This is a genomic window from Flaviflagellibacter deserti (assembly GCF_042652085.1).
Taxonomy (GTDB): domain Bacteria; phylum Pseudomonadota; class Alphaproteobacteria; order Rhizobiales; family Methylopilaceae; genus Flaviflagellibacter; species Flaviflagellibacter deserti.
Genome location: NZ_JBHSJF010000008.1, coordinates 38253 through 61309, shown reverse-complemented (window position 1 = coordinate 61309; position 23057 = coordinate 38253). Strand labels below are relative to the sequence as shown.

The following is a 23057-nucleotide window of genomic DNA, read 5'->3' as shown; positions in this document are numbered from 1 at the left end:
CCGCTCAGTTAGTCGGGGTGACGCTGGGGCGCGTCAGATCGTCGGGAACCTTCAGTTCCGTCGGCTGGGGTGTCACCTTGGCGCCGGGACGGGCACGCATCAGACCATTGATGATAACCGTGTCGTCGGCGGTGAGGCCGCTGGCGATCGCGCGGTACGGGCCGAGCTTCGGACCGACCTGGATCTGCTTCGGAACAACGGTTCCGTCGGCCGCAACCGTCATGACGAGATGGCGAGTCTGGTCGAGCATGATCGCCTCGTCCGGCAGGATCATAGCGTCATAGGCGGGGCGGGTAGCGAGACGCACGCGGCCGAACAGACCGGGTGTGATGAAGTGTTCCGGATTGGGAACCGATGCGCGGACGCGGATCGTGCCAGTCTGCGCGTCGACTCGGTTGCCGAGGAAGTCGAGCGTGCCTTCGCGCGTGAAGTCGGTCTCGTCCGAGAGGGCGACGTACACCTTCTGGTCGCTGTTGCTCGAAATGCCCCTATTCGCGCGGGTATAGGCGAGGAACGAGCCCTCATCGACGTCGAAGTAGAAGTGCACGGGATCGAAGGAGACGATCGTCGTCAGCAGCGTGCCAGACGAGCCAGCCGAGATCAGGTTGCCCTCGGTGACCAGCTTGCGGCCGATACGGCCGGAGATCGGCGCCCGGATCTCTGTATAGCCGAGATTGATGCGCGCGGTCTCCACCTCGGCGGTCGAGGCGTTCAGGTTCGCCTGCGATTCGAGAAAGGTCTGCTGGCGCTGCTGGAATGTCTGTTCCGGAATATTGCCGGTCTGGCGCAGCTCCTGTGCGCGCTTCAGTTCCGACGTCGCGAGGTCGAGGCGGGTCTGGTTACCTACTACCGCTGCCTGCGTCTGGCGCAGCGTGGCAGCGAAAGGCTTGTCATCGATCTTGAACAGGAGATCGCCGGCCTTGACCTCCTGACCGTCAGTGAACGCGACCTGGGCAAGTTCACCCGCGACCTGCGCGCGGACTTCGACAAAGGCGGCCGGTTCGAAACGTCCCGGAAACTCCACCCAGTCGACGACCTTGCGCGACACGGGCTTTGCCACCGAGACCGGAGGCGCTGGCGGTGCCTGCGCGATGACCACGGTTGGAGCGAGAATGGCGAAAGCGGCAACGGCCGAAAGGAGCGGGCGCAACATAAAGATGCCTGTGAAATGGAAACTGCAATTTGCGGGTAGATCAGGGCCACGAATGTGACCCGCAACCCTGATAGTCCGGTTAAATCAGACCTGTGGCTGATTGGCCACGTGCTGCGAGTCCAACGTAAACTTACAGGCGCCGAATGGGAAACCCATTTTCTTAGCTGCGGCTACAAAACACGCGTCACAGCTTCGTCGCCTTCGCGAAACAGTCACGTCATCGGCGGTTTTTAGAAGTCTTCTGGACTCGACGAGACCCGGAGGACGCTTCCATGCCGACCATTTCCCGCCGTCAGATTCTCCTCACCGGCGCAGCCGCGACCGCTTCTTTCGCGCTGCCTGGCGGCCTCGCCCGCCCCTATCTCAGCCGCGCCGCCGATCGCCCGCTGATTACGCACGGCCTGCAGACGGGCGACATCGGCTCGGACGCCGGCATGATCTGGGCACGCGCCGACCGTCCGTCGCAGATGATGGTCGAAATCTCGACGACGGAGAGCTTCAAGAACGCTCGCACGCTGCCGGCCCTCACCGTCGACCCGGAAGGGGATTTCACCGGCAAGCTCCTCGTCGACGACCTGCCGTCCGGGCAGGACATCTTCTACCGCGTCCGCTTCCGCGACATTGCCGACGTCAACGTGATCGGCGAGCCCCTGGTCGGTCGCTTCCGCACCGCGCCGGGCAATCGCCGCGGTGTCAAGTTCACCTGGTCTGGCGACACCGCCGGTCAGGGCTGGGGCATCGATGCCGATCGCGGCGGCATGAAGGCCTATGCCACCATGCTGAAGCACCAGCCGGACTTCTTCATCCATTCCGGCGACACGGTCTATGCCGACGGTCCGCTGAAGTCGGAAGTGAAACTGCCCGACGGTACGATGTGGAAGAACGTCACGACCGAGGAGAAGTCCAAGGTCGCCGAGACGCTCTCGGAATATCGCGGCCAGTACAAATACAATCTGATGGACGAGAACGTCCGCGCCTTCAACGCGGCGGTGCCGATATACGCCCAGTGGGACGACCACGAGGTCACCAACAACTGGTCTTCCTCGAAGATTCTCGGTGATGCTTACAAGGAAAAGAACATCGGCGTGCTGGCCGCCCGCGCGGCGCGCGCCTTCCATGAGATGATGCCGCTTCGCACTTCGATCGTCGAGCCGCGCCGTGTTTATCGTCGGGTCAATTACGGTCCGCTGCTCGACATCTTCTTCCTCGACATGCGCACTTACCGCGGCCCGAACACCGCTAATGGCCAGACCAAGGAGTCGGCGGAAACGGTGTTCCTCGGCGCAGAACAGATCGCTTGGCTGAAGCGCGAATTGCTCAATTCCCGTGCGACTTGGAAGGTCATCGCGGCCGATATGCCGCTCGGACTGATCGTTCCCGACAAGCAGGCCGACGGCTCGATGCGGCAGGAGGGGGTGGCGCAGGGCAATGGCGCGCCGGCCGGCCGCGAACACGAATTCGCGCATATCCTCAGCTTCATGAAGCATGCGGGCATCAAGAACACGGTGTGGCTCACCGCCGACGTCCACTATACCGCCGCGCACTACTACGATCCGGACAAGGCCCAGTTCCAGGATTTCGATCCGTTCTGGGAGTTCGTCTCCGGCCCGATCCATTCCGGCACGTTCGGTCCTAACGAACTCGAGAATACGTTCGGCCCGCAGCTTCGCTACGTGAAGGCACCGGAAAACGGACAGGCGAATCTGTCGCCCGCGGCTGGCCTGCAGTTCTTCGGCCTGGTCGCGATCGACGGCGACACGGAGCAGATGACGGTAACGCTGAAGGACGTCGCCGACGCCGATCTCTGGTCGATCACGCTCGATCCGCAACGGGCCTGAGTCCAAACCGCAATTGGGTTAACACCCCATAAACCCGCCGCATTCAAAGTGAAGGTGCGGCACTGGGCGAGCAGGGCGGCGCCGGCGTGGCGCCGCGGTCTGTGCTGAGCGGGGCTAGCGGTATGTTCGGTTTCGGCGGGAAGCCGCGCAAGAAGCGCGAGCCCCGATTCGATTCCCATCCTGAGGAACTGCTGGATCTCCGTCTGAGCCCGGAGGACCGGGCGGGCGGTCACGGCCGCGCCGGTGCGCGCCGCCGTCCCATAGAAGATTTCTACGAAGACGACGAACCGGCCCCGCCGCCGCGCCGTTCCGCACGCCGGGCGCCGGAGCCTGAACCTGACTATGATGAGGACGAGGATTTCGAGGACGAGATGGAGGACGAACCGCCGCCTCCGCAGCCCAGGAAGAAGCGCTCCTCGTCTCGATCCGGCTCCGCGCGACGTTCGAAGAAGAAACGCCGCTCGCGTCCCGGCATCGGCTTTTTCGCGCTGGGCGGCCTGATCAAATACGGCCTCGTCGCCTCGGTCTGGGGCGGTGTCGTTCTGGCAGGATTCGTCGCGTACGAAGCGACGAACCTTCCGAGCATTAATGATCTGAAGATTCCACCGCGCCCGCCAAGCGTGACGCTTGTCGGCACCGATGGTACCGTCCTCGCCCGCCGCGGCGACGGCGTCGGCTCGACGGTCGAGATTAAGCACCTGCCGGATTATCTGCCGCAGGCCTTCGTCGCGATCGAGGATCAGCGCTTCCGCAGCCATTTCGGCGTCGATCCGATCGGCCTGATGCGCGCGGCCTTTATCAATATGCGCGCCGGGTCGGTGGTGCAGGGCGGTTCGACGCTGACGCAGCAGCTGGCAAAGAACCTGTTCCTGACCCCCGAGCGCTCCTTCGAGCGCAAGGTGCAGGAGGCGATCCTGGCGGTCTGGCTCGAGACCAAGCTGACCAAGGACCAGATCCTCGAACTCTATCTCAACCGCGTCTATTTCGGCTCCGGCGCGTATGGCGTGCAGGCGGCCTCGCAGCGCTATTTCGGCAAACCGGCGAGCTATGTGACCTTGTCGGAGGCGGCGATCCTCGCAGGCCTCGTGAAAGCACCATCCCGGCTCGCGCCGACGCGCGATTTGGATGCCGCCGAGGCGCGCGGCCAGCTGGTCCTGACCGCCATGGCGCAGCAGGGCTTCATATCGGACAAGGAAGCCGCGAAGGCGATGTCGGCCCCGGCGAACCTCGCCAACGTCCGCAGCGAAGGCGCGGTCGGTTATGTGGCCGACTGGGTGGTCGATCAGATCGATGATCTCGCCGGAAAGGTCGACCGCGATGTCATCGTCGATACGACCATCGATCCGATCCTTCAGGCAGAGGCCGAGCAGGCCCTCGTCGCCGGGCTCGGCGCAAATGGAGTCCGGCTTGGCGTCAGCCAAGGCGCGGTGGTCGCGCTCGACCCCCAGGGCGCGATCAAGGCGCTGGTCGGCGGCAAATCCTACGCCCAAAGTCAGTTCAACCGCGCCGTTCTGGCGAAGCGTCAGCCGGGCTCGGCGTTCAAGCCGTTCGTCTACCTCACGGCGCTCGAACAAGGCATGACCCCGAATACGTTGGTCCAGGACGCGCCGATCCGGGTCAAGAACTGGCAGCCCGAGAACTTCGACAAGAAATATCGCGGCACCGTCACGATGACGGAGGCCCTGGCGACCTCACTGAATACGGTGGCGGTCAGGCTCGCCCTCGATGTCGGGCCGCAGAGCGTCGTCTCGACGGCCAATCGCATGGGCATCAATTCGGTGCTGCAGCCGAACGCGTCCATCGCGCTCGGCACGTCCGAGGTGACGCCGCTCGAACTCGCCGGTGCCTATGCTCCGTTCGCCAATGGCGGCCGGGGCGTCATGCCGTATGTGGTGAAGCGCATCCGGGCCAGCGAAAACGGTGACGTGCTTTACGAGCGCCGGGGCTCGGGCCTCGGTCAGGTCGTCGATCCGCATTATCTCGGCATGATGAACCAGATGCTGTCGGAGACGCTTCGCATCGGTACCGCGCGCAAGGCCGAGTTCGACGGCTGGCCGGCGGCGGGCAAGACCGGCACCAGCCAGGATTTCCGCGATGCTTGGTTCGTCGGCTATACGGCGCAGCTCGTAACCACGGTCTGGCTCGGTAATGACGACAATTCGCCGACCAAGAAGGCATCGGGCTCCGGCCTGCCGGTAGAGATTTGGAGCCGGTTCATGACGGTCGCCCATCGCGGCCTGCCGGTCGCGGGTCTGCCGGGTCTCTATGGCCCCGGTCCGGCCTACGCCGACCAGCAGCAGCCGCGCTACGCCCGCGACGATGCCTGGGCGGGCGCCCGGCCGATCGAGGATCTGCCCCAGCCGATCCGCGCGCCGATCAATTTCCTGAAGCGCCTGTTTGGGGGATAATGCCTCTCCCGTTTACGGGAGAGGTCGACTCGCGAAGCGAGCGGGTGAGGGCAGGATTGCAATGAGCGTCGTGCTGGCCCCTCACCCCGGTGCGTTGACACGCACTCGACCCTCTCCCGCTTCGCAGGAGAGGGGAAGATCACTCCGCCGCCCCGTAGCGGTGCAGGTCCACCCCGTTCTTCTTCAGCCAGCGCTCGGCCGCGTCCGTCTCCGGACAGAGCCGATGGACGAGATCCCAGAACGCCTGGCCGTGGTTCATTTCGCGGCGGTGCGCGACCTCGTGGGCGGCGAGGTAATCGAGCACGAAGGGCGGGGCGAGGATCAGCCGCCAGGAAAAGGCGAGGCCACCCTTCGCCGAGCATGAGCCCCAGCGGCTCGTCGTATCCTTCACGCTGATCCGCCCGATCGCGACATTGAGTGCGGCGGCGTGGCGGGCGACGGCCGGTTCGAGATCGTGCTTGGCCTCGCGCTTCAGGAAATCGGTGACGCGGCGGGAGAAGTGCTCGCGCGGGCCCGAAACGGCGATGACCGGCGGCTGGCCACGAAGACCCGGCTCGACGCGGGTGACGCCGCGAAGGCCGCGGTGCACCAGGACATGCGGCTCGCCGCGCAACGGGATCTCGGCGCCCTCCACGAAGGGCTTAGCCGCCGGGCGCTGTTCCAGCCGGGCGGCGATCCAGTCGACCTGCCGTTCGACGAAGGCCTTGCCGGACCGGAAGCTCGCGCGGGCGGGCAGCGTCAGCACCACTTCGCCCGTGGCGCCCTTGACCCGGAGCGTCATCCGCCGCGCCGCAGCAGTCCGTCGAACCGATATCTGGACCGGCCGGCCACGCACCATCACCCCGATCTGCTCGGGCTCAGGCGGTGAAGCGGGAGTGAAGAGACGGCGCAGCACGCGGCGACTTTAGCAGGGATCGAGGCGATTCGAGGGTGGGTTACTTCCCGACCGCCTCGATGGCAGCGATCAACCTGTCCAAGTCTTCCGGCCGCGAGAGACGGTGGTCACCGTCCTTGATCAGGCCGACGACGACATCGTCCTCGGCGAGATGCTCGACAAGGGTCATCGTGTGTTTCCAGGGTACATCCGGGTCCTGCATGCCCTGCAGGATGCGGACCGGGGCGCCGACCTTGAACGGGGCGCCGAGGATCAGGTGATTGCGGCCGTCGAGGATGAGTGCGCGGGTGATCGGCGTCGGCTCGTCGGAATATTCGGAGGGATGGCGGTAGACACCGTGTTTCTCGATCGCCTTCTTCTGCGCCGGCGTGAAGCGCTTCCACATCAGGTCTTCCGTGAAGTCGGCTGCGGGCGCGATCAGCACGAGGCCGGAGAGCGTCCTGCCCTCGGCGGCGAGGATGCGGGCCGCGAGCAGCGAGATCCAGCCGCCCATGGATGAGCCGACGAGGATCGGCGCCTCGCCCGCATGAGCGCGGACGACGGTGAGCGCATCCTCCAGCCAGTGCGAGATCGTGCCGTCCTCGAACCGGCCTTCGGACTCGCCGTGGCCGGAATAATCGAACCGGAGGGTAGCGCGACCGGCATTCTTGCCCCATTCCGTGATGAAGCTTGCTTTGGTCGAGGCCATGTCGGATTTGAACCCGCCGAGCCAGACGACCGTTGGCCCTTCGCCGGGTTGGAATTTCAGGGCGATGCGCCGGCCCGATGCCGTCACTATATGATTGAGGCTTTCCAAGGCTTTCCTCCGCAAGCCGCGACATGCCCGAGAGGGGCGGTTAAGTAAACCACCTGTAGGGCTGGTTGACTTCGCAGGAAAATCACCCATCCTCCGCCGCGCGTGGCGCTTTGCCGCCCCGGCCGTATCAACAATCAGGAGAAGACTGCCATTCGTCGTCCAATGAGATCTATTCAGCCGGTCCAGAAAGAAGGACCGCGCACCAACCGGGAAATCCGGGTTCCAGCCGTCCAGCTCATCGATGCCGAAGGCGAGAACCGGGGTGTCGTGCCAATCCACGACGCGCTGGCTGCCGCCGAAGAGGCCGGGCTTGATCTCGTTGAAATCGCTCCGAATTCCGAGCCGCCGGTCTGCAAGCTGCTGGACTACGGCAAGTACAAGTTCGCCGCACAGAAAAAGGCCGCCGAGGCGCGCAAGAACCAGAAGACCGTCGAGGTCAAAGAGATCAAGATGCGTCCGAACATCGACGATCACGACTACGACACGAAGATGAAGGCGATGCGCCGCTTCTTCGACGAGGGTGACAAGGTCAAGGTGACGCTCCGCTTCCGCGGCCGCGAAATGGCCCACCAGGATCTCGGTCTGAAGCTGTTGTGGCGCGTCCGCGACGAGGTCACGACGCTTGCCAAGGTCGAGAGCGAGCCCTCGCTCGAAGGCCGCCAGATGGTGATGATCCTCTCGCCGAGGTAATTCCGGCGTCATCCCGGACGACCGCAGGTCGATCCGGGGTCGCTATGGGCGGAGAGCAGTTCCAGCTCTCCGCTTCGCCGCGGCAAAGATGGCGGCAACAGCGCTTGCCTTCCCCAATTCTCCACTGTAATAACCCCGCCTCTTCTCCCGACCGGCTGATAAGGGCTGCCGTGGCGGGAGTTTTTGCTCGGCCGGCAGCGTTGGCTTGCCGGCCTTCCTCATTCAGGAGAGCCGAAATGCCCAAGATGAAGACGAAGTCGGGAGCCAAGAAGCGCTTCCGTCTGACGGCGTCTGGCAAGGTGAAAGCCGGCCAGGCCAACAAGCGTCACGGTATGATCAAGCGCACCAACGCGCAGATCCGCAACCAGCGCGGCACCTCGGTGCTCTGCGAGTCGGATGCGAACATCGTGAAGACCTTCCTTCCGTACGGCGCTCGCTGAGCCGCCCCGTAGCAACACAGGAGAACTGATATGTCCCGTGTGAAACGCGGCGTCACCTCGCACGCCAAGCACAAGAAGACGCTGAAGGCCGCCAAGGGCTTCTATGGCCGTCGCAAGAATACGATCCGCGCAGCCAAGGCCGCCGTCGATCGTTCGATGCAGTACGCCTATCGCGACCGGAAGGTGAAGAAGCGGAATTTCCGCGCCCTCTGGATCCAGCGCATCAACGCTGCCGTCCGTGAGGCCGGCCTGACCTATTCGCGCTTCATCGACGGTCTGTCGAAGGCTGGCGTCGAGATCGACCGCAAGGTCCTTTCCGACCTCGCCATCCGTGAGCCGGCTGCCTTCCAGGCGCTGGTTTCGCAGGCGAAGACCGCTCTCGGCTGAAAATTCTCTCCGCCCTTCGGGGCGGAGTTTTCCTCCGGCCACAGCCGTCATGCTCCGGCTTGACCGGAGCATCTATATCGATCTCTCGATGGGCCCTCCGGTCGAGCCGGAGGGCGACGCACCGGAAAATTCGCCATATGAGCGACCTGAACGAGCTCGAATCCAAGATTCTCGCCGAGATCGCCTCGGCTTCCGACGAGACGGCACTCGAAACCGTCCGCGTGTCCGCCCTCGGCAAGAAGGGCGTCATCTCCGAACAGCTCGGCCAGCTCGGCAAGATGTCGCCCGACGAACGCAAGACGTTCGGCCCGGCCATCAACGGCTTGCGTGACCGTGTCCAGTCGGCGCTCGGCGACCGCAAGGAGGCTCTTGCTTCGGCCGCGCTCGATGCGCGCCTCGCCTCCGAGGCCGTCGATGTCACGCTTCCGGTCCGCCCCAACGGCATCGACATCGGCCGCATCCATCCGGTCAGCCAGGTCACCGAGGAAATCGTCGCGATCTTCGCCGATCTCGGCTTCTCGGTCGCCGAAGGCCCGGACGTCGAGGACGACGAGCATAATTTCACGGCGCTGAACTTCCCGGTCGGCCATCCCGCGCGCGAGATGCACGACACCTTCTTCTTCGCGCCCGACGAGAACGGCGAGCGCAAGGTGCTGCGCACCCACACCTCGCCCGTGCAGATCCGCACCATGCGGAGCCAGGAGCCGCCGATCCGGGTCATCTGCCCTGGCCGCACCTATCGCAACGATTCCGATCAGACCCACACCCCGATGTTCCATCAGGTCGAGGGGCTGGTGATCGACAAGCAGGCCCATATGGGCCACCTGAAGTGGATCCTCGAAGAGTTCTGCAAGGCCTTCTTCGAAGTGCCGAAGGTCGAGATGCGGATGCGTCCGAGCTTTTTCCCGTTCACCGAGCCGTCGATGGAGGTCGACATCCGCTGCTCGCGCCAGGGGTCCGAAATCCGCTTCGGCGAGGGCGACGACTGGCTGGAAATCCTCGGCTGCGGAATGGTCCACCCGAACGTACTCAGGAATTGCGGGCTCGATCCCGACGAGTGGCAGGGCTTTGCCTGGGGCATGGGCATCGATCGCGTCGCCATGCTGAAATACGGCATGCCGGACCTGCGCGCCTTCTTCGAGGCCGACCAGCGCTGGCTGCAGCATTACGGTTTCCGTCCGCTCGATCTGCCGGGCCTGATCGGAGGGCTGAGCTCGTGAACGGGGAGATGCCGCGCCTTTCGCCTCCCCCCGCGAGGGGGAGGCCGAGCGCGCGGAGCGCGACCGGGAGGGGGGTGCCAAGCATGCCGACGCATCGTTCTGTCCCCGCCCGCCTGCGCTCCTCGGCGAAGCGCTTACGCCGCGACATGACGGATGCTGAGCGGAAGCTCTGGTTTCGACTGCGCGCGCACCGTCTCGACGGCCTGTCTTTCCGTCGCCAGACTCCAATCGGTGCCTACATCGCCGATTTCGTCTGTCACGAGCATCGCCTCGTCATTGAGCTTGATGGCGGACAGCATGCGGAGGACGCACACGCCGCACGCGATGCAATCCGAGACGCGGAGTTGAGCCGCCTTGGCTATCACGTCCTGCGGATTTGGAACTCGGATATTTTCTCGAACATGGATGGCGTGCTGGAAGCGATCATGGTCGCCGTGCGTGGGGTACCCCCCTCCCGGTTCGCCTTCGGCGACTCGACCTCCCCCTCAGGGGGGGAGGAGTGGTCGCCGCACATTTCCTCCGATTCCGAGCCGGATCATCAGTCATGAAGTTCACCTTGTCCTGGCTCAAGGAGCATCTCGACACCACGGCGACCCTCGATCAGGTTACCGAGACGCTGACCAAGGTCGGCCTCGAGGTCGAGGCGGTCGAGGATCGCGCCAAGGCGCTCGCGCCCTTCGTCACCGCCAAGGTGGTCGAGGCGGCTCAGCATCCGAATGCCGATAAGCTCCGAGTGCTCAAGGTCGATGCCGGCGACGGCAAGCTGATGCAGGTCGTCTGCGGCGCCCCGAACGCACGCGCCGGCATGGTCGGCGTGTTCGCCAGGGAAGGCACCGTACCGCCCGGTACGGGCGTCGCCCTCAAGGCTGGCGAGATCCGTGGACAGGCCTCGCAGGGCATGATGGTGTCCGAGCGCGAGATGGGGCTCTCCAACGAGCACAACGGCATCATCGATCTCGCCGCCGATACACCGATCGGCCAGCCGTTCGCGCCGCTGCTCGGCCTCGACGATCCGGTGATCGAGATCGCGGTGACGCCGAACCGTCCGGATTGCCTCAGCGTATCGGGCATCGCCCGCGACCTCGCCGCGACGGAACTGGGTGTCCTGACCACGCCGAAAATGGTCCAGCCGGTGCGCGGCTCCTATCCGAGTCCGGTCAAGGTCGTACTCGATCTCGACGATCCGAAGCTCTGCCCGATGTTCGGCCTGCGCATGGTGCGCGGCGTCAGGAACGACCCGTCGCCGGACTGGTTGCAGAAGAAGCTCCGCGCGATCGGCCTCCGGCCCATCAACACGCTGGTCGACATCACCAACCTGCTGACGATCGACCGTGGACGCCCGCTGCACGTCTTCGACGCCGCCAAGGTGAAGGGCAACCTCACCGTTCGCCGCGCGAAGGACGGCGAGACGCTGCTAGCGCTCGACGGCAAGACCTACAATCTCGATCCGAACATCGTCGTCATCGCCGACGAGCACGGCCCTGAGAGCATGGCCGGCATCATGGGCGGTGAGGCCACGGGCTGCACCGAAGAGACGGTCGACGTCCTGATCGAGAGCGCGCTCTGGGATCCGCTCAACATCGCCCAGACCGGCCGTCGGCTGTCGATCCATTCTGACGCCCGCCATCGCTTCGAACGCGGCGTCGATCCGGTCTTCACCATTCCCGGCCTCGAACTCGCAACGAAACTGATCCTCGATCTTTGCGGCGGCGAGGCCTCCGAGGTCTTCGTCGTCGGCGAAGTCCCGGACGACCGCCACGCGATCGAATTTCCGTTCCACGAAGTGGAGCGCCTGACTGGCCTCAAGGCGCCGGCCGTCGAACAGAAGCTCGTCCTCCAGGCGCTCGGCTTCTCGCTGGTCGGTTCGGGCGAAGTCGTCCGCGTCGCGGCGCCGAGCTGGCGTCCGGACGTGCACGGCAAGGCCGATCTCGTCGAAGAGGTCGTCCGCATTCTTGGCCTCGACCGTGTGCACTCGGTTCCGCTGCCGAAGATCGAAAGCGTCAGCCGTCCGGTCCTGACACCGCTGCAGAAGCGTGTCCGCACCGCCCGCCGAACGCTTGCTGCGCGTGGTCTCGTCGAGGCCGTCACCTGGTCGTTCGTCTCGAAGGCGCAGGCCGATGCATTCGGTGGCGGCGCGCCGGAGCTTGCGCTCGCCAATCCGATCGCCTCCGACCTTTCCGACATGCGTCCAAGCCTGCTGCCGGGCCTTATCGCCTCCGCCCAGAAGAACGCCGATCGCGGCTTCGCCGATTCCGCATTGTTCGAAGTCGGCCAGATATTCCTGGGTGCCGGTCCGAAAGACCAGCGCATGGCCGCGACCGTGCTCCGCCGTGCCTCGGCAAAGCCCGTGGGCTCCGGCCGTCACTGGTCGGCCAAGCCCGAGACGGTCGACGTGTTCGACGCCAAGGCCGATGCGCTGACCTTGCTCGGTGCGCTCGGTCTTCCGGCCGATCGCGTCCAGATCGCTCAGACGGCACCCGAATGGTTCCATCCGGGGCGTTCGGGCACGCTGCAACTCGGTCCGCAGAACGTGTTCGGCCATTTCGGCGAGCTTCACCCCCGGCTGCTGAAGACACTCGGGGTCGACGGTCCGCTTGTCGCCATCGAGATCGTTCTCGATAATCTGCCCGAGCCGAAGGCCAAGCCGACCAAGGCGAAGCCCGCGCTCGAAAAGGTCGACCTCCAGCCGGTCAGCCGGGACTTCGCCTTCCTTGCCGACCGCTCCGTGAAGGCGGCGGACGTGCTGAAGGCCGCGCTCGGCGTCGACCGCAAGCTCGTGACCGGTGCCGACATCTTCGACATCTACGAAGGCCAGGGCGTTCCCGAGGGCAAGAAGTCCGTCGCGGTCGCGGTCACGCTGCAGCCGCGTGAGAAGACCTTGACCGACGTCGAGATCGAGGCCGTGGCCGAGAAGATCGTCGCCGCGGTGACGAAGGCGACCGGCGCGACGCTTCGGAGCTGACGTTCTCCGGACCGCGCACGGCGCAGCCGTGTCGCGTGATCCGAGGCCCAGCGTATGAGCGCGCCGGGGCGGTGCTCGATAGCCAAAGAGCTTCGCGAGTAGGCGCCGGGTCCCGTATCTGCACTGTGCTGTGCACAGTTTGTCCGGGACACTCTTGATCCCGTCACATATTTCCGCTGTCTGTCGGATATGGGACTCTTCGACCCGCTGCGCCGGGCCATCGGCCGCCGAATCGTCACTTATCTGACGCAGCAGAGCAAAGGCTTCGAGCCCGCCTCGACGTCCGATCCAGAGAAGATGCGTCGTGCGCTGAGACCGGGCGACGTGCTTCTGGTCGAGGGCTCGACGCGCATTGCCGGCATCATCAAATACCTGACGCAATCGACCTGGAGCCATTCCGCGCTCTATGTCGGCAACGCGCTCGGCAAGCCGCATATGCTGATCGAGGTCGATGTCGAGGATGGCTGCATCGCCGTTCCGCTGGAGAAATATGAGGCCGTTCAGACGCGCATCTGCCGGCCGGTCGGCCTCGACGAGGCCGGGGTCGACGCTCTCATCCAGTTCATGGTCGGCAAGATCGGACTTGGCTACGACACCAAGAACGTCCTCGATCTAGCGCGTTTCCTGTTGCCGCGTCCCCCGGTTCCCGTCCGCTTCCGCCGTCGTCTGCTGGCGCTCGGCTCGGGCGATCCGACCCGCGCGATCTGCTCGACCCTGCTGGCGCAGGCCTTCCAGTCGGTGAACTATCCGGTCCTGCCGAAGATCACCCGCGCCTCGGCAAATACCCGGCGCAAGCGCCGCCAGCGGCGCGAGATCCTGCACATCCGGCATTATTCGCTCTACGCGCCGCGCGATTTCGACCTGTCTCCCTATTTCCAGATCGTCAAGCCGACGATCGAATTCGGGTTCGATTACAAGGCACTGGTGTGGCGGCGCGCGCCGAAGGAAGATGAGCTGGCATGATCCAGTCCGCATCTCTCGCCCTTCGCGAAGCCTTCTCTCCCGCTTTCCGCTCGATCCTCTTCAAGTCGGTCGGTCTCGCTCTGTTGCTGCTCGTCCTCCTCGGCGTGCTGGTGCAGACGCTCGCGGTGAAGCTGATCGATCTTGAGAGCACGACCTGGGACTTCGTCGCCGATCTCCTCAGCGGCGCGGGTGTACTGATCGCGCTGTTCTTCCTCGTCGGCCCGGTGGTCTCGCTGGTCGCCGGTTTTTTCCAGGACCAGATCGCCGCCAAGGTCGAGGCGGAGCATTATCCGGGCGACCCGCCGGGCAAGGAATTGCCGACCGGCCGCTCGATCCTGCTCGCCATGCGGTTCGCGCTGCTCGTCCTCGTGGTGAATATCGGCGCGCTGCTCCTGCTGCTGGTGCCGGGCGTGAACCTGATCGCCTGGTGGGCAGCGAACGCCTATCTGCTCGGCCGCGAATATTTCGAGTTCGCGGCCATGCGTTTCCTCGGTGAGGCGCAGGCGCGGAACCTGCGCAGAGAGCGGCAGGGCCGAGTATTCTTTGCCGGTCTCTTCGTCGCGGCGTTCATGGCGATCCCGGTCCTCAATCTCGCGACGCCGCTCGTCGCCTCCGCTTTCATGGTCCACATCTTCAAGGGTATGAACGGATCGCGGCGCACCGCATGACGCCGGTCTTCTACGTCCTCGCTGCGCTCTGCGAGATCGCCGGCTGTTTCGCCTTCTGGGTGTGGCTGAAGCTCGACAAGTCGCCGCTCTGGCTCATCCCCGGCTGCGTATCTCTCGCGGCGTTCGCCTGGCTGTTGACCCTGGTCGATTCGGCGGCTGCCGGCCGTGCCTATGCCGCTTATGGCGGCGTCTACATCGCGGCATCGCTGCTCTGGCTCTGGGCGGTCGAAGGCTCGCGGCCGGACCGCTGGGATGTCATCGGCGCGAGCATCTGCCTCGTCGGCGCGGCGGTCATCATCGCCGGACCGCGCGGCTAGTCGTACTAGACTACGAACATGATCTCCGCCGGCACCGTCCTTCTGCACGACAACGCGCCCAATGCCGGCCGCTCGCTGCTGTTCGAAAATCCCCGCCGGGTGCTGACGACGCGGAATCCGGCGGACGTGCCGGCCCTGTTGGGCGAAGCCGAGGCGGCGATTGGCGACGGCCGGCATCTCGCCGGCTTCCTCTCATACGAACTCGGCTTCTGCTTCGAGGAGCGGCTGGTCCCGCTTCTGGCAAGCGCAAGACAGATGCCACTGGTTTGGCTCGGCGTCTATGACGCTCCGGTCGAACTCGACCGCGAGGCCGCCTGGGCCTGGCTCGCCGGGCATTCTTCGCCCGCCCCGTCCAAAGTGGGCAAAGTATCGCTTTCGATGTCGCGCGAAGAATACGACGCCGCCTTCGCCAATGTCATGGAGTACATCCGCGCGGGCGATGTTTATCAGATCAACCTGACCATGCTCGCCCGCTTCGGCTTTTCGGGCGATCCCGTCTCGTTCTACCGCGAGCTCTGCCGCAGCCAACCTGTCTCGTTCGGCGCGCTGGTCAATACCGGAGAGGACCATGTGCTCTCGCTGTCACCCGAACTGTTCATCGAAAACCGCGCCGGCCGGATCGTTACCCGACCGATGAAGGGCACGGCTCCGCGTGGCACCACGCCGGAGGACGACGAGGCGATCAAGGCGGCGATGCAGGCGGACGAGAAGTCCCGCGCCGAGAACCTGATGATCGTGGATCTCCTGCGGAACGATCTCGGTCGGGTCGCCGAGACGGGCAGCGTCGAGGTTCCGGCGTTGTTCGAAATCGAGACCTATAAAAGCCTGCACCAGATGACCTCGACGGTGGCGGCGCGGCTCAAGCCCGGTGCGGGTCTGGGGGCGGTGCTGCGCGCGCTCTTCCCGTGCGGCTCGGTGACCGGCGCTCCCAAGATCCGGGCGATGCAGATCATCGGCGAGATCGAGAGTAGATCGCGCGGTGTCTATTGCGGCAGCATCGGCCATGTCGCGCCGAACGGCGATTTCTCGTTCAACGTTGCCATCCGCACCGCGGTGATCCATTCGGACGGGCGCGGCGAGATCGGCATCGGTGGCGGCATCGTCGCGGACTCGGTGCTGAACGCCGAATACGAGGAATGTCTGCTGAAGCTCGGCTTCTTCCGGGAGGCGGCGATCGCGCCGGGGCTGATCGAGACGCTGCTCTGGAAGGAGGTGGGCGGGTTCTGGCTGCTGGAGCGCCATCTCGAACGGCTCGAAAAGTCGGCTGGCTATTTTGGCATGACGTTCGATCGAGCAGCGATCATGGTCGCGCTCGATGCGGTGGTCCGGGATCGCGAAGACCTGCTTCGCGTTCGACTGGTTCTCGCGCCCGACGGTGGGGTCGAGACCGTTGCCGTTCCCCTGCCTCCGACGGAGAAACTCAGCTTCCTCATCGCCACACAGGTGATGGATTCGACAGATCCGCTACTCGCGCACAAGACGACGCGCCGGGCCGTCTACGACCAGCCGCGCGCCGAGGCAGCGAAGTTGCATGGCGTCGACGAGGTCGTCTTCGTCAACGAGCGGGGTGAGCTGACCGAAGGCAGCTTCACCAATCTGTTCGTCGAGAAGCACGGCATCTTGCTGACACCCCCGCTGTCGTCCGGGCTCCTGCCCGGCGTGCTGCGCGCGGAGCTGATCGCGACCGGGCAGGCGAGCGAGTCGGTCTTGCGTCCGGCGGACCTCAGAAATGCGGATGCGATTTTTCTCGGGAATTCGGTCCGTGGTCTGGTGACGGCGGTTCTCGTCGGCTGAACTCCTGCCTAAAATCTGGCCTGCTCAAAAAATATCCGATGACTGGTTGCTCCGAGACGTTCGATGTCGGACCATGCTCTCCGGCGTGACCCATCTTCGCTCGTGAACCCCAGCGGTTTCGGGCGCGCTGACCTATGGAAATTCAATCATGGATCTGGGTCTCAAGGGCCTGAAGGCGCTCGTCACCGGCGGCACCAAGGGCATCGGCCTCAAGATTGCCGAAACCCTCGCGGCGGAGGGCGCCGATGTGGCGATCTGCTCACGCAACGCCGAGGAGGCGAAGGATGTCGCCGCGAAACTGTCCGCCTCGGGCGTGACGGCGGTCGGCTCGCAGGTGGATGTGTCCGACGGCGCGGCGCTGACCAGATGGGTCGCGGATTCGGCGGAAGCACTGGGCGGCATCGACATCGTTGTCGCCAATGTCAGCGCGCTGGCGGTCGGGGCCGACGAGGAGAGCTGGAGAAAGGGCTTCGAGACCGACATCATGGGCACGGTCCGGCTGGTCGACGCCACGATGCCCTATCTGGAGAAGAGCGCGGCAGGTTCGATCGTCACGATCTCGTCCGTCTCCGGCCGCGAGATCGACTTCGCCTCCGGTCCCTACGGCGCGTTCAAGGCGGCGCTCATCCACTACACGCAGGGCCTCGCCTACAATCTCGCGCCGAAGAACATCCGCGCCAACACCGTCTCGCCGGGCAACACCTATTTCGCCGGCGGCGTCTGGGAGAACATCGAGAAAAACCTGCCGGACCTCTTCTCCGCCTCGCTGGCGCTCAATCCGACCGGCAGGATGGCGAAGCCGCAGGAGATCGCCAACGCGGTCGCCTTCATCGCCAGCCCGGCGGCGAGCTTCACGACGGGGACGAATTTGGTGGTGGACGGTGCGCTGACGCGCGGCGTGCAGTTCTGAGCTTCTTTGCCTCTCCCGCTTCGCAGGAGGGGGGTTACCGCGGCGGCGCGAGCCCGCCTCCCTTCGCCACCGGCGCCGGCGTCTTGGGCTCATGCCGGCAGATGTCGGCGATGAGGCAGCGCCAGCATTCCGGCACGCGCGCCTTGCAGACGTACCGGCCGTGCAGGATGAGCCAGTGATGCGCATGCAGCATGGCCCAGCCGGGCACGGCCTTCATCAGCGCCAGTTCCACCTTCAGCGGGTTCGCGCCGGGTGCGAGGCCGGTGCGGTTGCCGACTCGGAAGAGGTGGGTGTCGACCGCGATCGTCGGCTGGCCGAAGAAGATGTTCAGCACCACGTTCGCCGTCTTGCGGCCGACGCCGGGCAGGGCCTCCAACTCCTCACGTGTGGTCGGCACCTCGCCGCCGTGGCGCTCGATCAGCAGCTCCGACAGCGCGACGACATTCTTGGCCTTGCCGTTGAAGAGGCCGATCGTCCTGATATAGCGCGAGACGCCCTCTACCCCGAGCGCCGCCATCTTCTCGGGCGTGTCCGCGACGGCGAACAGGTCGCGTGTGGCCTTGTTGACCCCGACGTCCGTCGCCTGCGCCGAGAGCACGACAGCGACGAGGAGCGTGAAGGCGTTGGTGTATTCCAGCTCGCCCTTGGGCTCGGGATTGGCCGCCGAGAAGCGGCGGAAGACCTCCTCGATCTCCTCGCGACTCAGCTTTTTCGGCTTCCTGATCGCGGTTTTGGGATTGTTCGGTGACTGGCGGGCGGGCATCACCGCGCTAATATGCCCTGAAATGGAACCCGGCAACCCATCCGACCCCCTCTATCAAACGGTTCTCAGGCCGCACCGTTCGCTCAGCCCGAGAGGGTTCCGGATTCTGATGATTGCGGTCGGGCTCGGCTCGGCGTTCGCTAGCCTGCCTTTCTTCATCATGGGCGCCTGGCCGGTCGTCGGCTTTTTCGGTCTCGACGTGCTCCTGCTCTACTGGGCCTTCAAGTGGAGTTACAGGACCGCGCGCGCCCGTGAGGAAGTCATCCTGACCTGGTTCGAACTGACGGTCAGGAAGATCTCGCACTGGGGCCAAGCCTCGGAATGGCACTTCAATCCGGCATGGGTACGGCTTCATCGCGAGGTCGACGATGATTACGGATTGATGCGGCTGGCCATTGCGGAACGCCAGCGCCTGCTCGATGTCGGCGGCTTTCTGGCCCCTGTCGAACGCGCCGCTTTCGCCGATGAATTCGGTCGTGCTCTTGGGGAAGCGAAGCGCGGGCCGACCTACAACTAGGCATGGTTGCGGCGTTGCCCGGCAGCAACATGGACTGAGTGTTAACAGTAAAATGAATAAGGAATACACGTTTTACGCGAACAAAACGTGATCCGACAAGGGCTTGCGGATAGACCCGGCCAAGCCCCGTCCGATAATCTCCGGATGCGAGATGTCCCGCCTGCAAGCGCGAACTCGCAGGGCCGTCGCCTTCGTGGCTGAGGCGGCGGCCCGACCACTCAGGCCTGTCCCATCATCGAAAAAAGCCCCGCAGGCGAACCGGCGGGGCAGATGGGAAGAATAGAACCCGTTCGAGGGAACGGAATCTAGACGGAAACGGTCTATAGCATCGGCCGAATTTCCGCCTCTCGACGTTGGTCGAAGGCGAGGCTGTTGATCGGCCGCATTAAATTCGATCCATTCCGCATCGGTCAGGCCTCGGTCGGCGTTAGCAGAGAAACGCTAGCGAGAGGTCTCTGAAATGACCCAACAGATCACGCAGTGCATGGCGCCGGCTCAGGAGGCCGGCGGCTGGTTTATCGCGATCGCTCTCGGACTGGTCGTCCTGGTTCTATTCCTGGAGCACGTCATCCCGCTCTGGACCCATCAGCCGAAACGGGATTGATCGAAGCGCGTGCCGACGTCGACGAGCGTTCAGGCCCGATACCGGTCCGGCACACGTAAAGCATTCAGCGGCTCTTCGCCGACCGCTCGCCGTCCCAGGTGCTCGCAATGCCTGCAGGAACAACCTGCCGTGCGCACGGTTGAACTGCATGACGTTTCCTTGGCTCACGCAAATCGGCACCTTCTTCGCCCGCCCCACGGCGTTCCTGATCGTCATCGTCTACGCCATTCTGTGGCTGGTCTTCGAGCGCGAGACGTTCGACTGGCATGGCGTCGCAACGCTCGCCACGTGGATGATGACCTTGTTCATCCAACGGTCGGAACATCGAGATACGCAAGCATTGCAGGCCAAGATCGACGAGCTGCTGCGTGTTCAGGCGGGCGCAGATACCCGCCTCTCTCGGCTGGATAATGAGGAGCCTGAGGAGGTCGAGCGGTTTCGAGAAGAGGAGCAGCCGTGACACGTCCTGGCCCGGCGCCGGACATGGCGTCGCTTCTGCGCGCGATAGAGCTCGCGGTTCGGCGGCGCTCGCCTTCCTGGCGAAACGCCTCTTTGTCTAGCGCCAGAGCGTCGTCGCTCGGGCGGGAGCCGGCGGTTGAATCGCCGCTAACCGTCGAGGATGGCCAACTGGAAGCCTCACTATGATGCCGCGCTGGCAGTGGCTGTTCGTGCTGCTCTCGCGAAAGCTCTGGCTGCGAGTGTCCATACTGGCATTGATCGGCGTAGGGACCGCCGCGGCCGGCATCGTGCTGGCGCCGTATGTTCCCGACAATTGGACCATCAAGATCGGCGCACAAGCAATCGATGGAATCCTCAATGTTCTTGCATCGAGTATGCTGGCGGTTACGGTGTTTTCGGTCAGTACGATGGTAGCTGCCTATGGCGCGGCGACCAACAATGTCACGCCGCGCGCTACAAAACTGCTGATGGAGGACGATACCTCGCAGAATGTGCTGGGCACGTTCATCGGATCATTCCTTTTCAGCCTTGTCGGCATCATCGCGCTGAGTACCGGTCTTTATGGCTCGCAGGGACGAGCTGTCTTGCTGGTCGCAACCGTTGGCTTGATTGCGTTGATCGCCGTTACCATCCTGCGTTGGATCGACTATCTCTCCCGGTTCGGCCGGCTCGGGGAAACGATTCAGCGGGTCGAGGATGCGACATGGAAAGCCATGGAAGCACACCTGGCTCATCGCTACCTCGGAGGGCGACCTATGGAAGGGCGGGGCGCCCCGGATGCCGCACGGCCGGTCTTCGCTGGGACGATCGGTTATGTCCAGCATGTCGACATGGGAGCGTTGGAAGCTTGCGCGAATGCAACTGATCGCGACGTGTTCGTCATGGCGCTACCCGGAGCATTTGCCGACCCGGCAAGGCCGGTAGCCATGGTGCGCGGCGGCGAAGATGAACAGGTCAGCCGCTTGGTCGCGAAAGCCTTTACCGTCGGCGCGGAGCGGACATTCGATCAAGATCCACGTTTTGGCTTCTGCGTTTTGGCCGAGATCGCGTCGCGAGCGCTCTCGCCCGCCATAAACGATCCCGGGACGGCCATCGATGTTGTCGGTCGGGCAGTACGGTTGCTGGCGGGATGGGAGCGCCTGGACCAGTCTCAACCCGATGCTGTCATCGACTACCCGCATGTATGGGTACCCGCTATCGAGGTTGGAGATATCTTCGACGATGTATTCGCGCCGATCGCCCGCGACGGCGCGGCTATGGTCGAGGTTCAGATTCGGCTTCAAAAGGCCTTCATCGCGCTGTCGCGGACCGACGATGACGAGTTTTTCAACGCCGCTCGAAAGCATTCCCTCATTTCCCTGAAGCGGGCGGAGAACGGGCTCAACCTTGATGAGGATATACGACGCGTCGGCGAAGCTGCAGCGAAGTTTTCCCCACGCGGATCAGCATTCCGTCGCTCTCCTGCCGCCGACCTGCCCATCTGAGCAGGATCAATGATCAAGCTGCCATTCGTATCGTTCCGATGGGCCTGATACCGCGCACACCCAAATCACGATCGGCGCAGCCGGGCACCCGGAACGTCGTATCAGTTTCTTGTCAACGAGTTCGCAGTCCGTGCCGCCCATAGCTGGCGGATTTCAAAGATCGGGCCTGTGCCAGTACAAGAAACCCCAACAATACGAGTTTGCTCGGCATGGCTCGCAGTTTTAAACCGAACTGGCGCACCCGACAGGATTCGAACCTGTGACCTTTGCCTTCGGAGGGCAACGCTCTATCCAGCTGAGCTACGGGTGCATGCGCGAGGAACGCGGGCGGACATTAGCGAAACCGTCTTGTTCGGGCAACGGAAACTCCGCGCCAGGAACAGCCTGCCCGGGAATCAGGCGTGGCATTGTCTTCGGCGGTCTATGCGCCGAGATCCAGCACGAAAGCGGGTGGCGGAGGCGAGGCCAATGCAACGTCGATTCTCTCTTGCGCACCCGTCGTTGCGAAATAGCGTCCGGAGAGAAGGGCGACTTCGGTGCGATTGTGCAGTCCGAATTTGTGGATGATCCGGTGAAGATGCACCTTCACCGTATTCTCCGACATGTTCAGCATGAAGGCGATGGTTTTGTTCTGCGCGCCCTGTCCGACCAAACGCAGGACCTGCTCTTCCCTCTGGGTCAGTTTCTCGAGTTGAGGATCGGATTGGTAGATCGCGGATGCCAGCCGCGGCAGCGAAAAGCCGACCGAACCGGGCGTTGGCAGCGAACTTCCGCCGGCCATGACGAAGCGAAGCGTCGCGGCAGCCAGTTCCAGCGGTGTCGACGTGGTCAGGAAGGCGCTGGCGCCCGCGTCGGAAGCCGTAGCGACCGCATCGCGATCATCCGATTCCGCCAGAACCACGATCGCCACCGCGCCGAGCAGCGCCCGGGCCATGAGGATCACCTCGGCCATCGAATGTGCCGCTTTGGGGGACTGGTCGACGTGAATGACGACGGCGCGGATATCGGACGTCACGTGGCCGGAGAGGTCGGATATGCAGGAGGCGCCGATGACGAGTGTGCCGGACAATGCGTGGCTCAGGGAGCGGATCAGGGCGATCCTCGTCAGTTCGCGATGATCGACTAGGACGACTCTCTCGGAACAGGATTGTTCCACCGAGCTCACAACGCTGCTCATCGGACCACCCGCGTACAGTTCTGCCCCCTGATTGCAAAGGCTACTGCCGAGGATAGGGTAGCCGAGAAGCCCGTTCAGTCAATCGATGGGATGTAAATCGTTGTAATTAGGACCTAAGGCCCAATACCTTTATCCGTCATCTATTCTAACTAAATATAAGTATTATAATTAGTTTATTGCGAATTGCCTAAAAAACGAACTTCATTTGCTTGTGGGGGCGAGCGAGCTCGCGGAGCAAGCAAATGCGCGTTACCAGAGAAATCGTCCTTCTGTGCGCCTGTTCGTCTATCTCATTGCTGATGATGCAAGGTGCATCCGCTCAAACGAGATCGGGCCCAGGCCCTGTGATCGATCCCAATTTTCGGGAATGCTATGACGAGCGAGGAAATCCTCGCATCACCCCGCTGAACTTCGAGCGCTGCTCGCTGCTCCCCACAGCCGCGATTCCGTCGGCCCGCGATCGGAGGGGCGATAACGACCGCGATCCTGGGCCGGGCCCAGGTCCGGGTCCGGGGCCCGGTCCGGGTCCTGACCCAGATCCCGATCCAGATCCAGATCCCGATCCCGGACATGGCCACGGCCACGGCCACGGCCACGGCCATGGTCATGGTC

The 23057-nt window shown here is 64.0% G+C and carries 22 protein-coding genes and 1 tRNA gene; 17 read left to right on the top strand and 6 right to left on the bottom strand.

Features of this window, described 5'->3' with window-relative positions:
* Window positions 1-4: 4 nt before the first annotated feature.
* Entirely contained in the window at window positions 5-1153 is a 1149-nt protein-coding gene (locus tag ACFPFW_RS15915; RefSeq protein ID WP_114958326.1) for an efflux RND transporter periplasmic adaptor subunit, read from the bottom strand.
* A 272-nt stretch (window positions 1154-1425) separates the two neighbouring features.
* Between ACFPFW_RS15915 and ACFPFW_RS15910 the strand changes: the two genes are divergently transcribed.
* Both ACFPFW_RS15910 and ACFPFW_RS15905 read left to right on the top strand, forming a co-directional pair.
* The gene (locus ACFPFW_RS15910) at window positions 1426-2991 is read left to right on the top strand and encodes an alkaline phosphatase D family protein (RefSeq protein WP_114958325.1); all 1566 of its coding nucleotides are present in this window, start codon (window positions 1426-1428) and stop codon (window positions 2989-2991) included.
* A gap of 122 nt (window positions 2992-3113) precedes the next feature.
* The gene (locus tag ACFPFW_RS15905) at window positions 3114-5399 is read left to right on the top strand and encodes a transglycosylase domain-containing protein (RefSeq protein WP_114958324.1); all 2286 of its coding nucleotides are present in this window, start codon (window positions 3114-3116) and stop codon (window positions 5397-5399) included.
* 139 nt (window positions 5400-5538) lie between these two features.
* On the opposite strand, the gene ACFPFW_RS15900 is transcribed toward ACFPFW_RS15905, so the two are convergent.
* Together ACFPFW_RS15900 and ACFPFW_RS15895 are read right to left on the bottom strand one after the other, a co-directional pair.
* Entirely contained in the window at window positions 5539-6294 is a 756-nt protein-coding gene (locus tag ACFPFW_RS15900; RefSeq protein ID WP_379771565.1) for a M48 family metallopeptidase, read from the bottom strand.
* A gap of 40 nt (window positions 6295-6334) precedes the next feature.
* Window positions 6335-7090, bottom strand: coding sequence for an alpha/beta hydrolase (locus ACFPFW_RS15895; protein WP_379771561.1), 756 nt, complete (start codon window positions 7088-7090; stop codon window positions 6335-6337).
* Window positions 7091-7252: 162 nt separating this feature from the next.
* Between ACFPFW_RS15895 and infC the strand changes: the two genes are divergently transcribed.
* The 11 genes from infC to ACFPFW_RS15840 all read left to right on the top strand — a co-directional run bounded on the left by infC (window position 7253) and on the right by ACFPFW_RS15840 (window position 17441).
* Window positions 7253-7780 carry a translation initiation factor IF-3 gene (gene infC, locus ACFPFW_RS15890; RefSeq protein ID WP_114958321.1) on the top strand — a complete coding sequence of 176 codons (528 nt, stop codon included), beginning with the start codon at window positions 7253-7255 and terminating at the stop codon, window positions 7778-7780.
* Between the two features lie 236 nt (window positions 7781-8016).
* Window positions 8017-8220, top strand: a complete 204-nt coding sequence (rpmI, locus tag ACFPFW_RS15885) for a 50S ribosomal protein L35 (protein WP_114958320.1) — start codon at window positions 8017-8019, stop codon at window positions 8218-8220.
* A 30-nt stretch (window positions 8221-8250) separates the two neighbouring features.
* Window positions 8251-8607: a 50S ribosomal protein L20 gene (gene rplT / locus ACFPFW_RS15880; RefSeq protein ID WP_114958319.1), complete on the top strand. Its 357-nt coding sequence runs from the start codon at window positions 8251-8253 to the stop codon at window positions 8605-8607.
* A gap of 137 nt (window positions 8608-8744) precedes the next feature.
* Entirely contained in the window at window positions 8745-9827 is a 1083-nt protein-coding gene (gene pheS, locus ACFPFW_RS15875; protein WP_114958318.1) for a phenylalanine--tRNA ligase subunit alpha, read from the top strand.
* An 83-nt stretch (window positions 9828-9910) separates the two neighbouring features.
* Complete coding sequence (locus ACFPFW_RS15870; RefSeq protein WP_114958317.1) at window positions 9911-10375, top strand: endonuclease domain-containing protein; 465 nt, start codon at window positions 9911-9913, stop codon at window positions 10373-10375.
* Window positions 10372-12789, top strand: a complete 2418-nt coding sequence (pheT, locus tag ACFPFW_RS15865; RefSeq protein ID WP_114958316.1) for a phenylalanine--tRNA ligase subunit beta — start codon at window positions 10372-10374, stop codon at window positions 12787-12789. Before ACFPFW_RS15870 ends, pheT begins: the two co-directional genes overlap by 4 nt.
* 189 nt (window positions 12790-12978) lie before the next feature.
* A complete protein-coding gene (locus ACFPFW_RS15860; protein WP_114958315.1) occupies window positions 12979-13752 on the top strand; it encodes a C40 family peptidase in 774 nt (257 codons plus the stop codon).
* Window positions 13749-14420 carry a sulfate transporter family protein gene (locus ACFPFW_RS15855; protein ID WP_114958314.1) on the top strand — a complete coding sequence of 224 codons (672 nt, stop codon included), beginning with the start codon at window positions 13749-13751 and terminating at the stop codon, window positions 14418-14420. The genes ACFPFW_RS15860 and ACFPFW_RS15855 overlap by 4 nt, the downstream gene beginning before the upstream one ends.
* Window positions 14417-14737 (top strand): YnfA family protein, encoded by a 321-nt coding sequence (locus ACFPFW_RS15850; protein WP_114958313.1) that lies wholly within the window; start codon window positions 14417-14419, stop codon window positions 14735-14737. Before ACFPFW_RS15855 ends, ACFPFW_RS15850 begins: the two co-directional genes overlap by 4 nt.
* Window positions 14738-14755: 18 nt before the next feature.
* The gene (locus ACFPFW_RS15845) at window positions 14756-16531 is read left to right on the top strand and encodes an aminodeoxychorismate synthase component I (RefSeq protein ID WP_114958312.1); all 1776 of its coding nucleotides are present in this window, start codon (window positions 14756-14758) and stop codon (window positions 16529-16531) included.
* Between the two features lie 148 nt (window positions 16532-16679).
* Complete coding sequence (locus ACFPFW_RS15840; RefSeq protein WP_114958311.1) at window positions 16680-17441, top strand: SDR family NAD(P)-dependent oxidoreductase; 762 nt, start codon at window positions 16680-16682, stop codon at window positions 17439-17441.
* Window positions 17442-17475: 34 nt separating this feature from the next.
* Here the strand turns inward: ACFPFW_RS15840 and nth are convergent, their stop codons facing one another.
* A complete protein-coding gene (gene nth, locus ACFPFW_RS15835) occupies window positions 17476-18204 on the bottom strand; it encodes an endonuclease III (RefSeq protein WP_114958358.1) in 729 nt (242 codons plus the stop codon).
* A gap of 22 nt (window positions 18205-18226) precedes the next feature.
* On the opposite strand from nth, the gene ACFPFW_RS15830 reads away from it, so the two are divergent.
* The 4 genes from ACFPFW_RS15830 (at window position 18227) to ACFPFW_RS15815 (ending at window position 21268) form a co-directional block, all read left to right on the top strand.
* A complete protein-coding gene (locus tag ACFPFW_RS15830; protein WP_114958310.1) occupies window positions 18227-18721 on the top strand; it encodes a DUF2244 domain-containing protein in 495 nt (164 codons plus the stop codon).
* A 460-nt stretch (window positions 18722-19181) separates the two neighbouring features.
* Window positions 19182-19325 (top strand): hypothetical protein, encoded by a 144-nt coding sequence (locus ACFPFW_RS15825; RefSeq protein WP_162799775.1) that lies wholly within the window; start codon window positions 19182-19184, stop codon window positions 19323-19325.
* 148 nt (window positions 19326-19473) lie between these two features.
* Window positions 19474-19785: a low affinity iron permease family protein gene (locus ACFPFW_RS15820; RefSeq protein ID WP_114958309.1), complete on the top strand. Its 312-nt coding sequence runs from the start codon at window positions 19474-19476 to the stop codon at window positions 19783-19785.
* Between the two features lie 181 nt (window positions 19786-19966).
* Window positions 19967-21268 (top strand): DUF2254 domain-containing protein, encoded by a 1302-nt coding sequence (locus ACFPFW_RS15815; RefSeq protein WP_114958308.1) that lies wholly within the window; start codon window positions 19967-19969, stop codon window positions 21266-21268.
* Between the two features lie 233 nt (window positions 21269-21501).
* Here the strand turns inward: ACFPFW_RS15815 and ACFPFW_RS15810 are convergent.
* Together ACFPFW_RS15810 and ACFPFW_RS15805 are read right to left on the bottom strand one after the other, a co-directional pair.
* Window positions 21502-21578: transfer RNA gene (locus ACFPFW_RS15810), tRNA-Arg, on the bottom strand.
* Between the two features lie 111 nt (window positions 21579-21689).
* Window positions 21690-22445: a response regulator transcription factor gene (locus ACFPFW_RS15805; protein ID WP_114958307.1), complete on the bottom strand. Its 756-nt coding sequence runs from the start codon at window positions 22443-22445 to the stop codon at window positions 21690-21692.
* Between the last annotated feature and the right edge of the window lie 612 nt (window positions 22446-23057).

Coding starts and splice junctions, on each gene's coding strand:
- ACFPFW_RS15915 (WP_114958326.1), bottom strand. CDS start 1,153: ATGTTGCGCCCGCTCCTTTCGGCCGTTGCCGCTTTCGCCATTCTCGCT.
- ACFPFW_RS15910 (WP_114958325.1), top strand. CDS start 1,426: ATGCCGACCATTTCCCGCCGTCAGATTCTCCTCACCGGCGCAGCCGCG.
- ACFPFW_RS15905 (WP_114958324.1), top strand. CDS start 3,114: ATGTTCGGTTTCGGCGGGAAGCCGCGCAAGAAGCGCGAGCCCCGATTC.
- infC (WP_114958321.1), top strand. CDS start 7,253: ATGAGATCTATTCAGCCGGTCCAGAAAGAAGGACCGCGCACCAACCGG.
- rpmI (WP_114958320.1), top strand. CDS start 8,017: ATGCCCAAGATGAAGACGAAGTCGGGAGCCAAGAAGCGCTTCCGTCTG.
- rplT (WP_114958319.1), top strand. CDS start 8,251: ATGTCCCGTGTGAAACGCGGCGTCACCTCGCACGCCAAGCACAAGAAG.
- pheS (WP_114958318.1), top strand. CDS start 8,745: ATGAGCGACCTGAACGAGCTCGAATCCAAGATTCTCGCCGAGATCGCC.
- ACFPFW_RS15870 (WP_114958317.1), top strand. CDS start 9,911: ATGCCGACGCATCGTTCTGTCCCCGCCCGCCTGCGCTCCTCGGCGAAG.
- pheT (WP_114958316.1), top strand. CDS start 10,372: ATGAAGTTCACCTTGTCCTGGCTCAAGGAGCATCTCGACACCACGGCG.
- ACFPFW_RS15860 (WP_114958315.1), top strand. CDS start 12,979: ATGGGACTCTTCGACCCGCTGCGCCGGGCCATCGGCCGCCGAATCGTC.
- ACFPFW_RS15855 (WP_114958314.1), top strand. CDS start 13,749: ATGATCCAGTCCGCATCTCTCGCCCTTCGCGAAGCCTTCTCTCCCGCT.
- ACFPFW_RS15850 (WP_114958313.1), top strand. CDS start 14,417: ATGACGCCGGTCTTCTACGTCCTCGCTGCGCTCTGCGAGATCGCCGGC.
- ACFPFW_RS15845 (WP_114958312.1), top strand. CDS start 14,756: ATGATCTCCGCCGGCACCGTCCTTCTGCACGACAACGCGCCCAATGCC.
- ACFPFW_RS15840 (WP_114958311.1), top strand. CDS start 16,680: ATGGATCTGGGTCTCAAGGGCCTGAAGGCGCTCGTCACCGGCGGCACC.
- nth (WP_114958358.1), bottom strand. CDS start 18,204: ATGCCCGCCCGCCAGTCACCGAACAATCCCAAAACCGCGATCAGGAAG.
- ACFPFW_RS15830 (WP_114958310.1), top strand. CDS start 18,227: ATGGAACCCGGCAACCCATCCGACCCCCTCTATCAAACGGTTCTCAGG.
- ACFPFW_RS15825 (WP_162799775.1), top strand. CDS start 19,182: ATGACCCAACAGATCACGCAGTGCATGGCGCCGGCTCAGGAGGCCGGC.
- ACFPFW_RS15820 (WP_114958309.1), top strand. CDS start 19,474: ATGACGTTTCCTTGGCTCACGCAAATCGGCACCTTCTTCGCCCGCCCC.
- ACFPFW_RS15815 (WP_114958308.1), top strand. CDS start 19,967: ATGATGCCGCGCTGGCAGTGGCTGTTCGTGCTGCTCTCGCGAAAGCTC.
- ACFPFW_RS15805 (WP_114958307.1), bottom strand. CDS start 22,445: ATGAGCAGCGTTGTGAGCTCGGTGGAACAATCCTGTTCCGAGAGAGTC.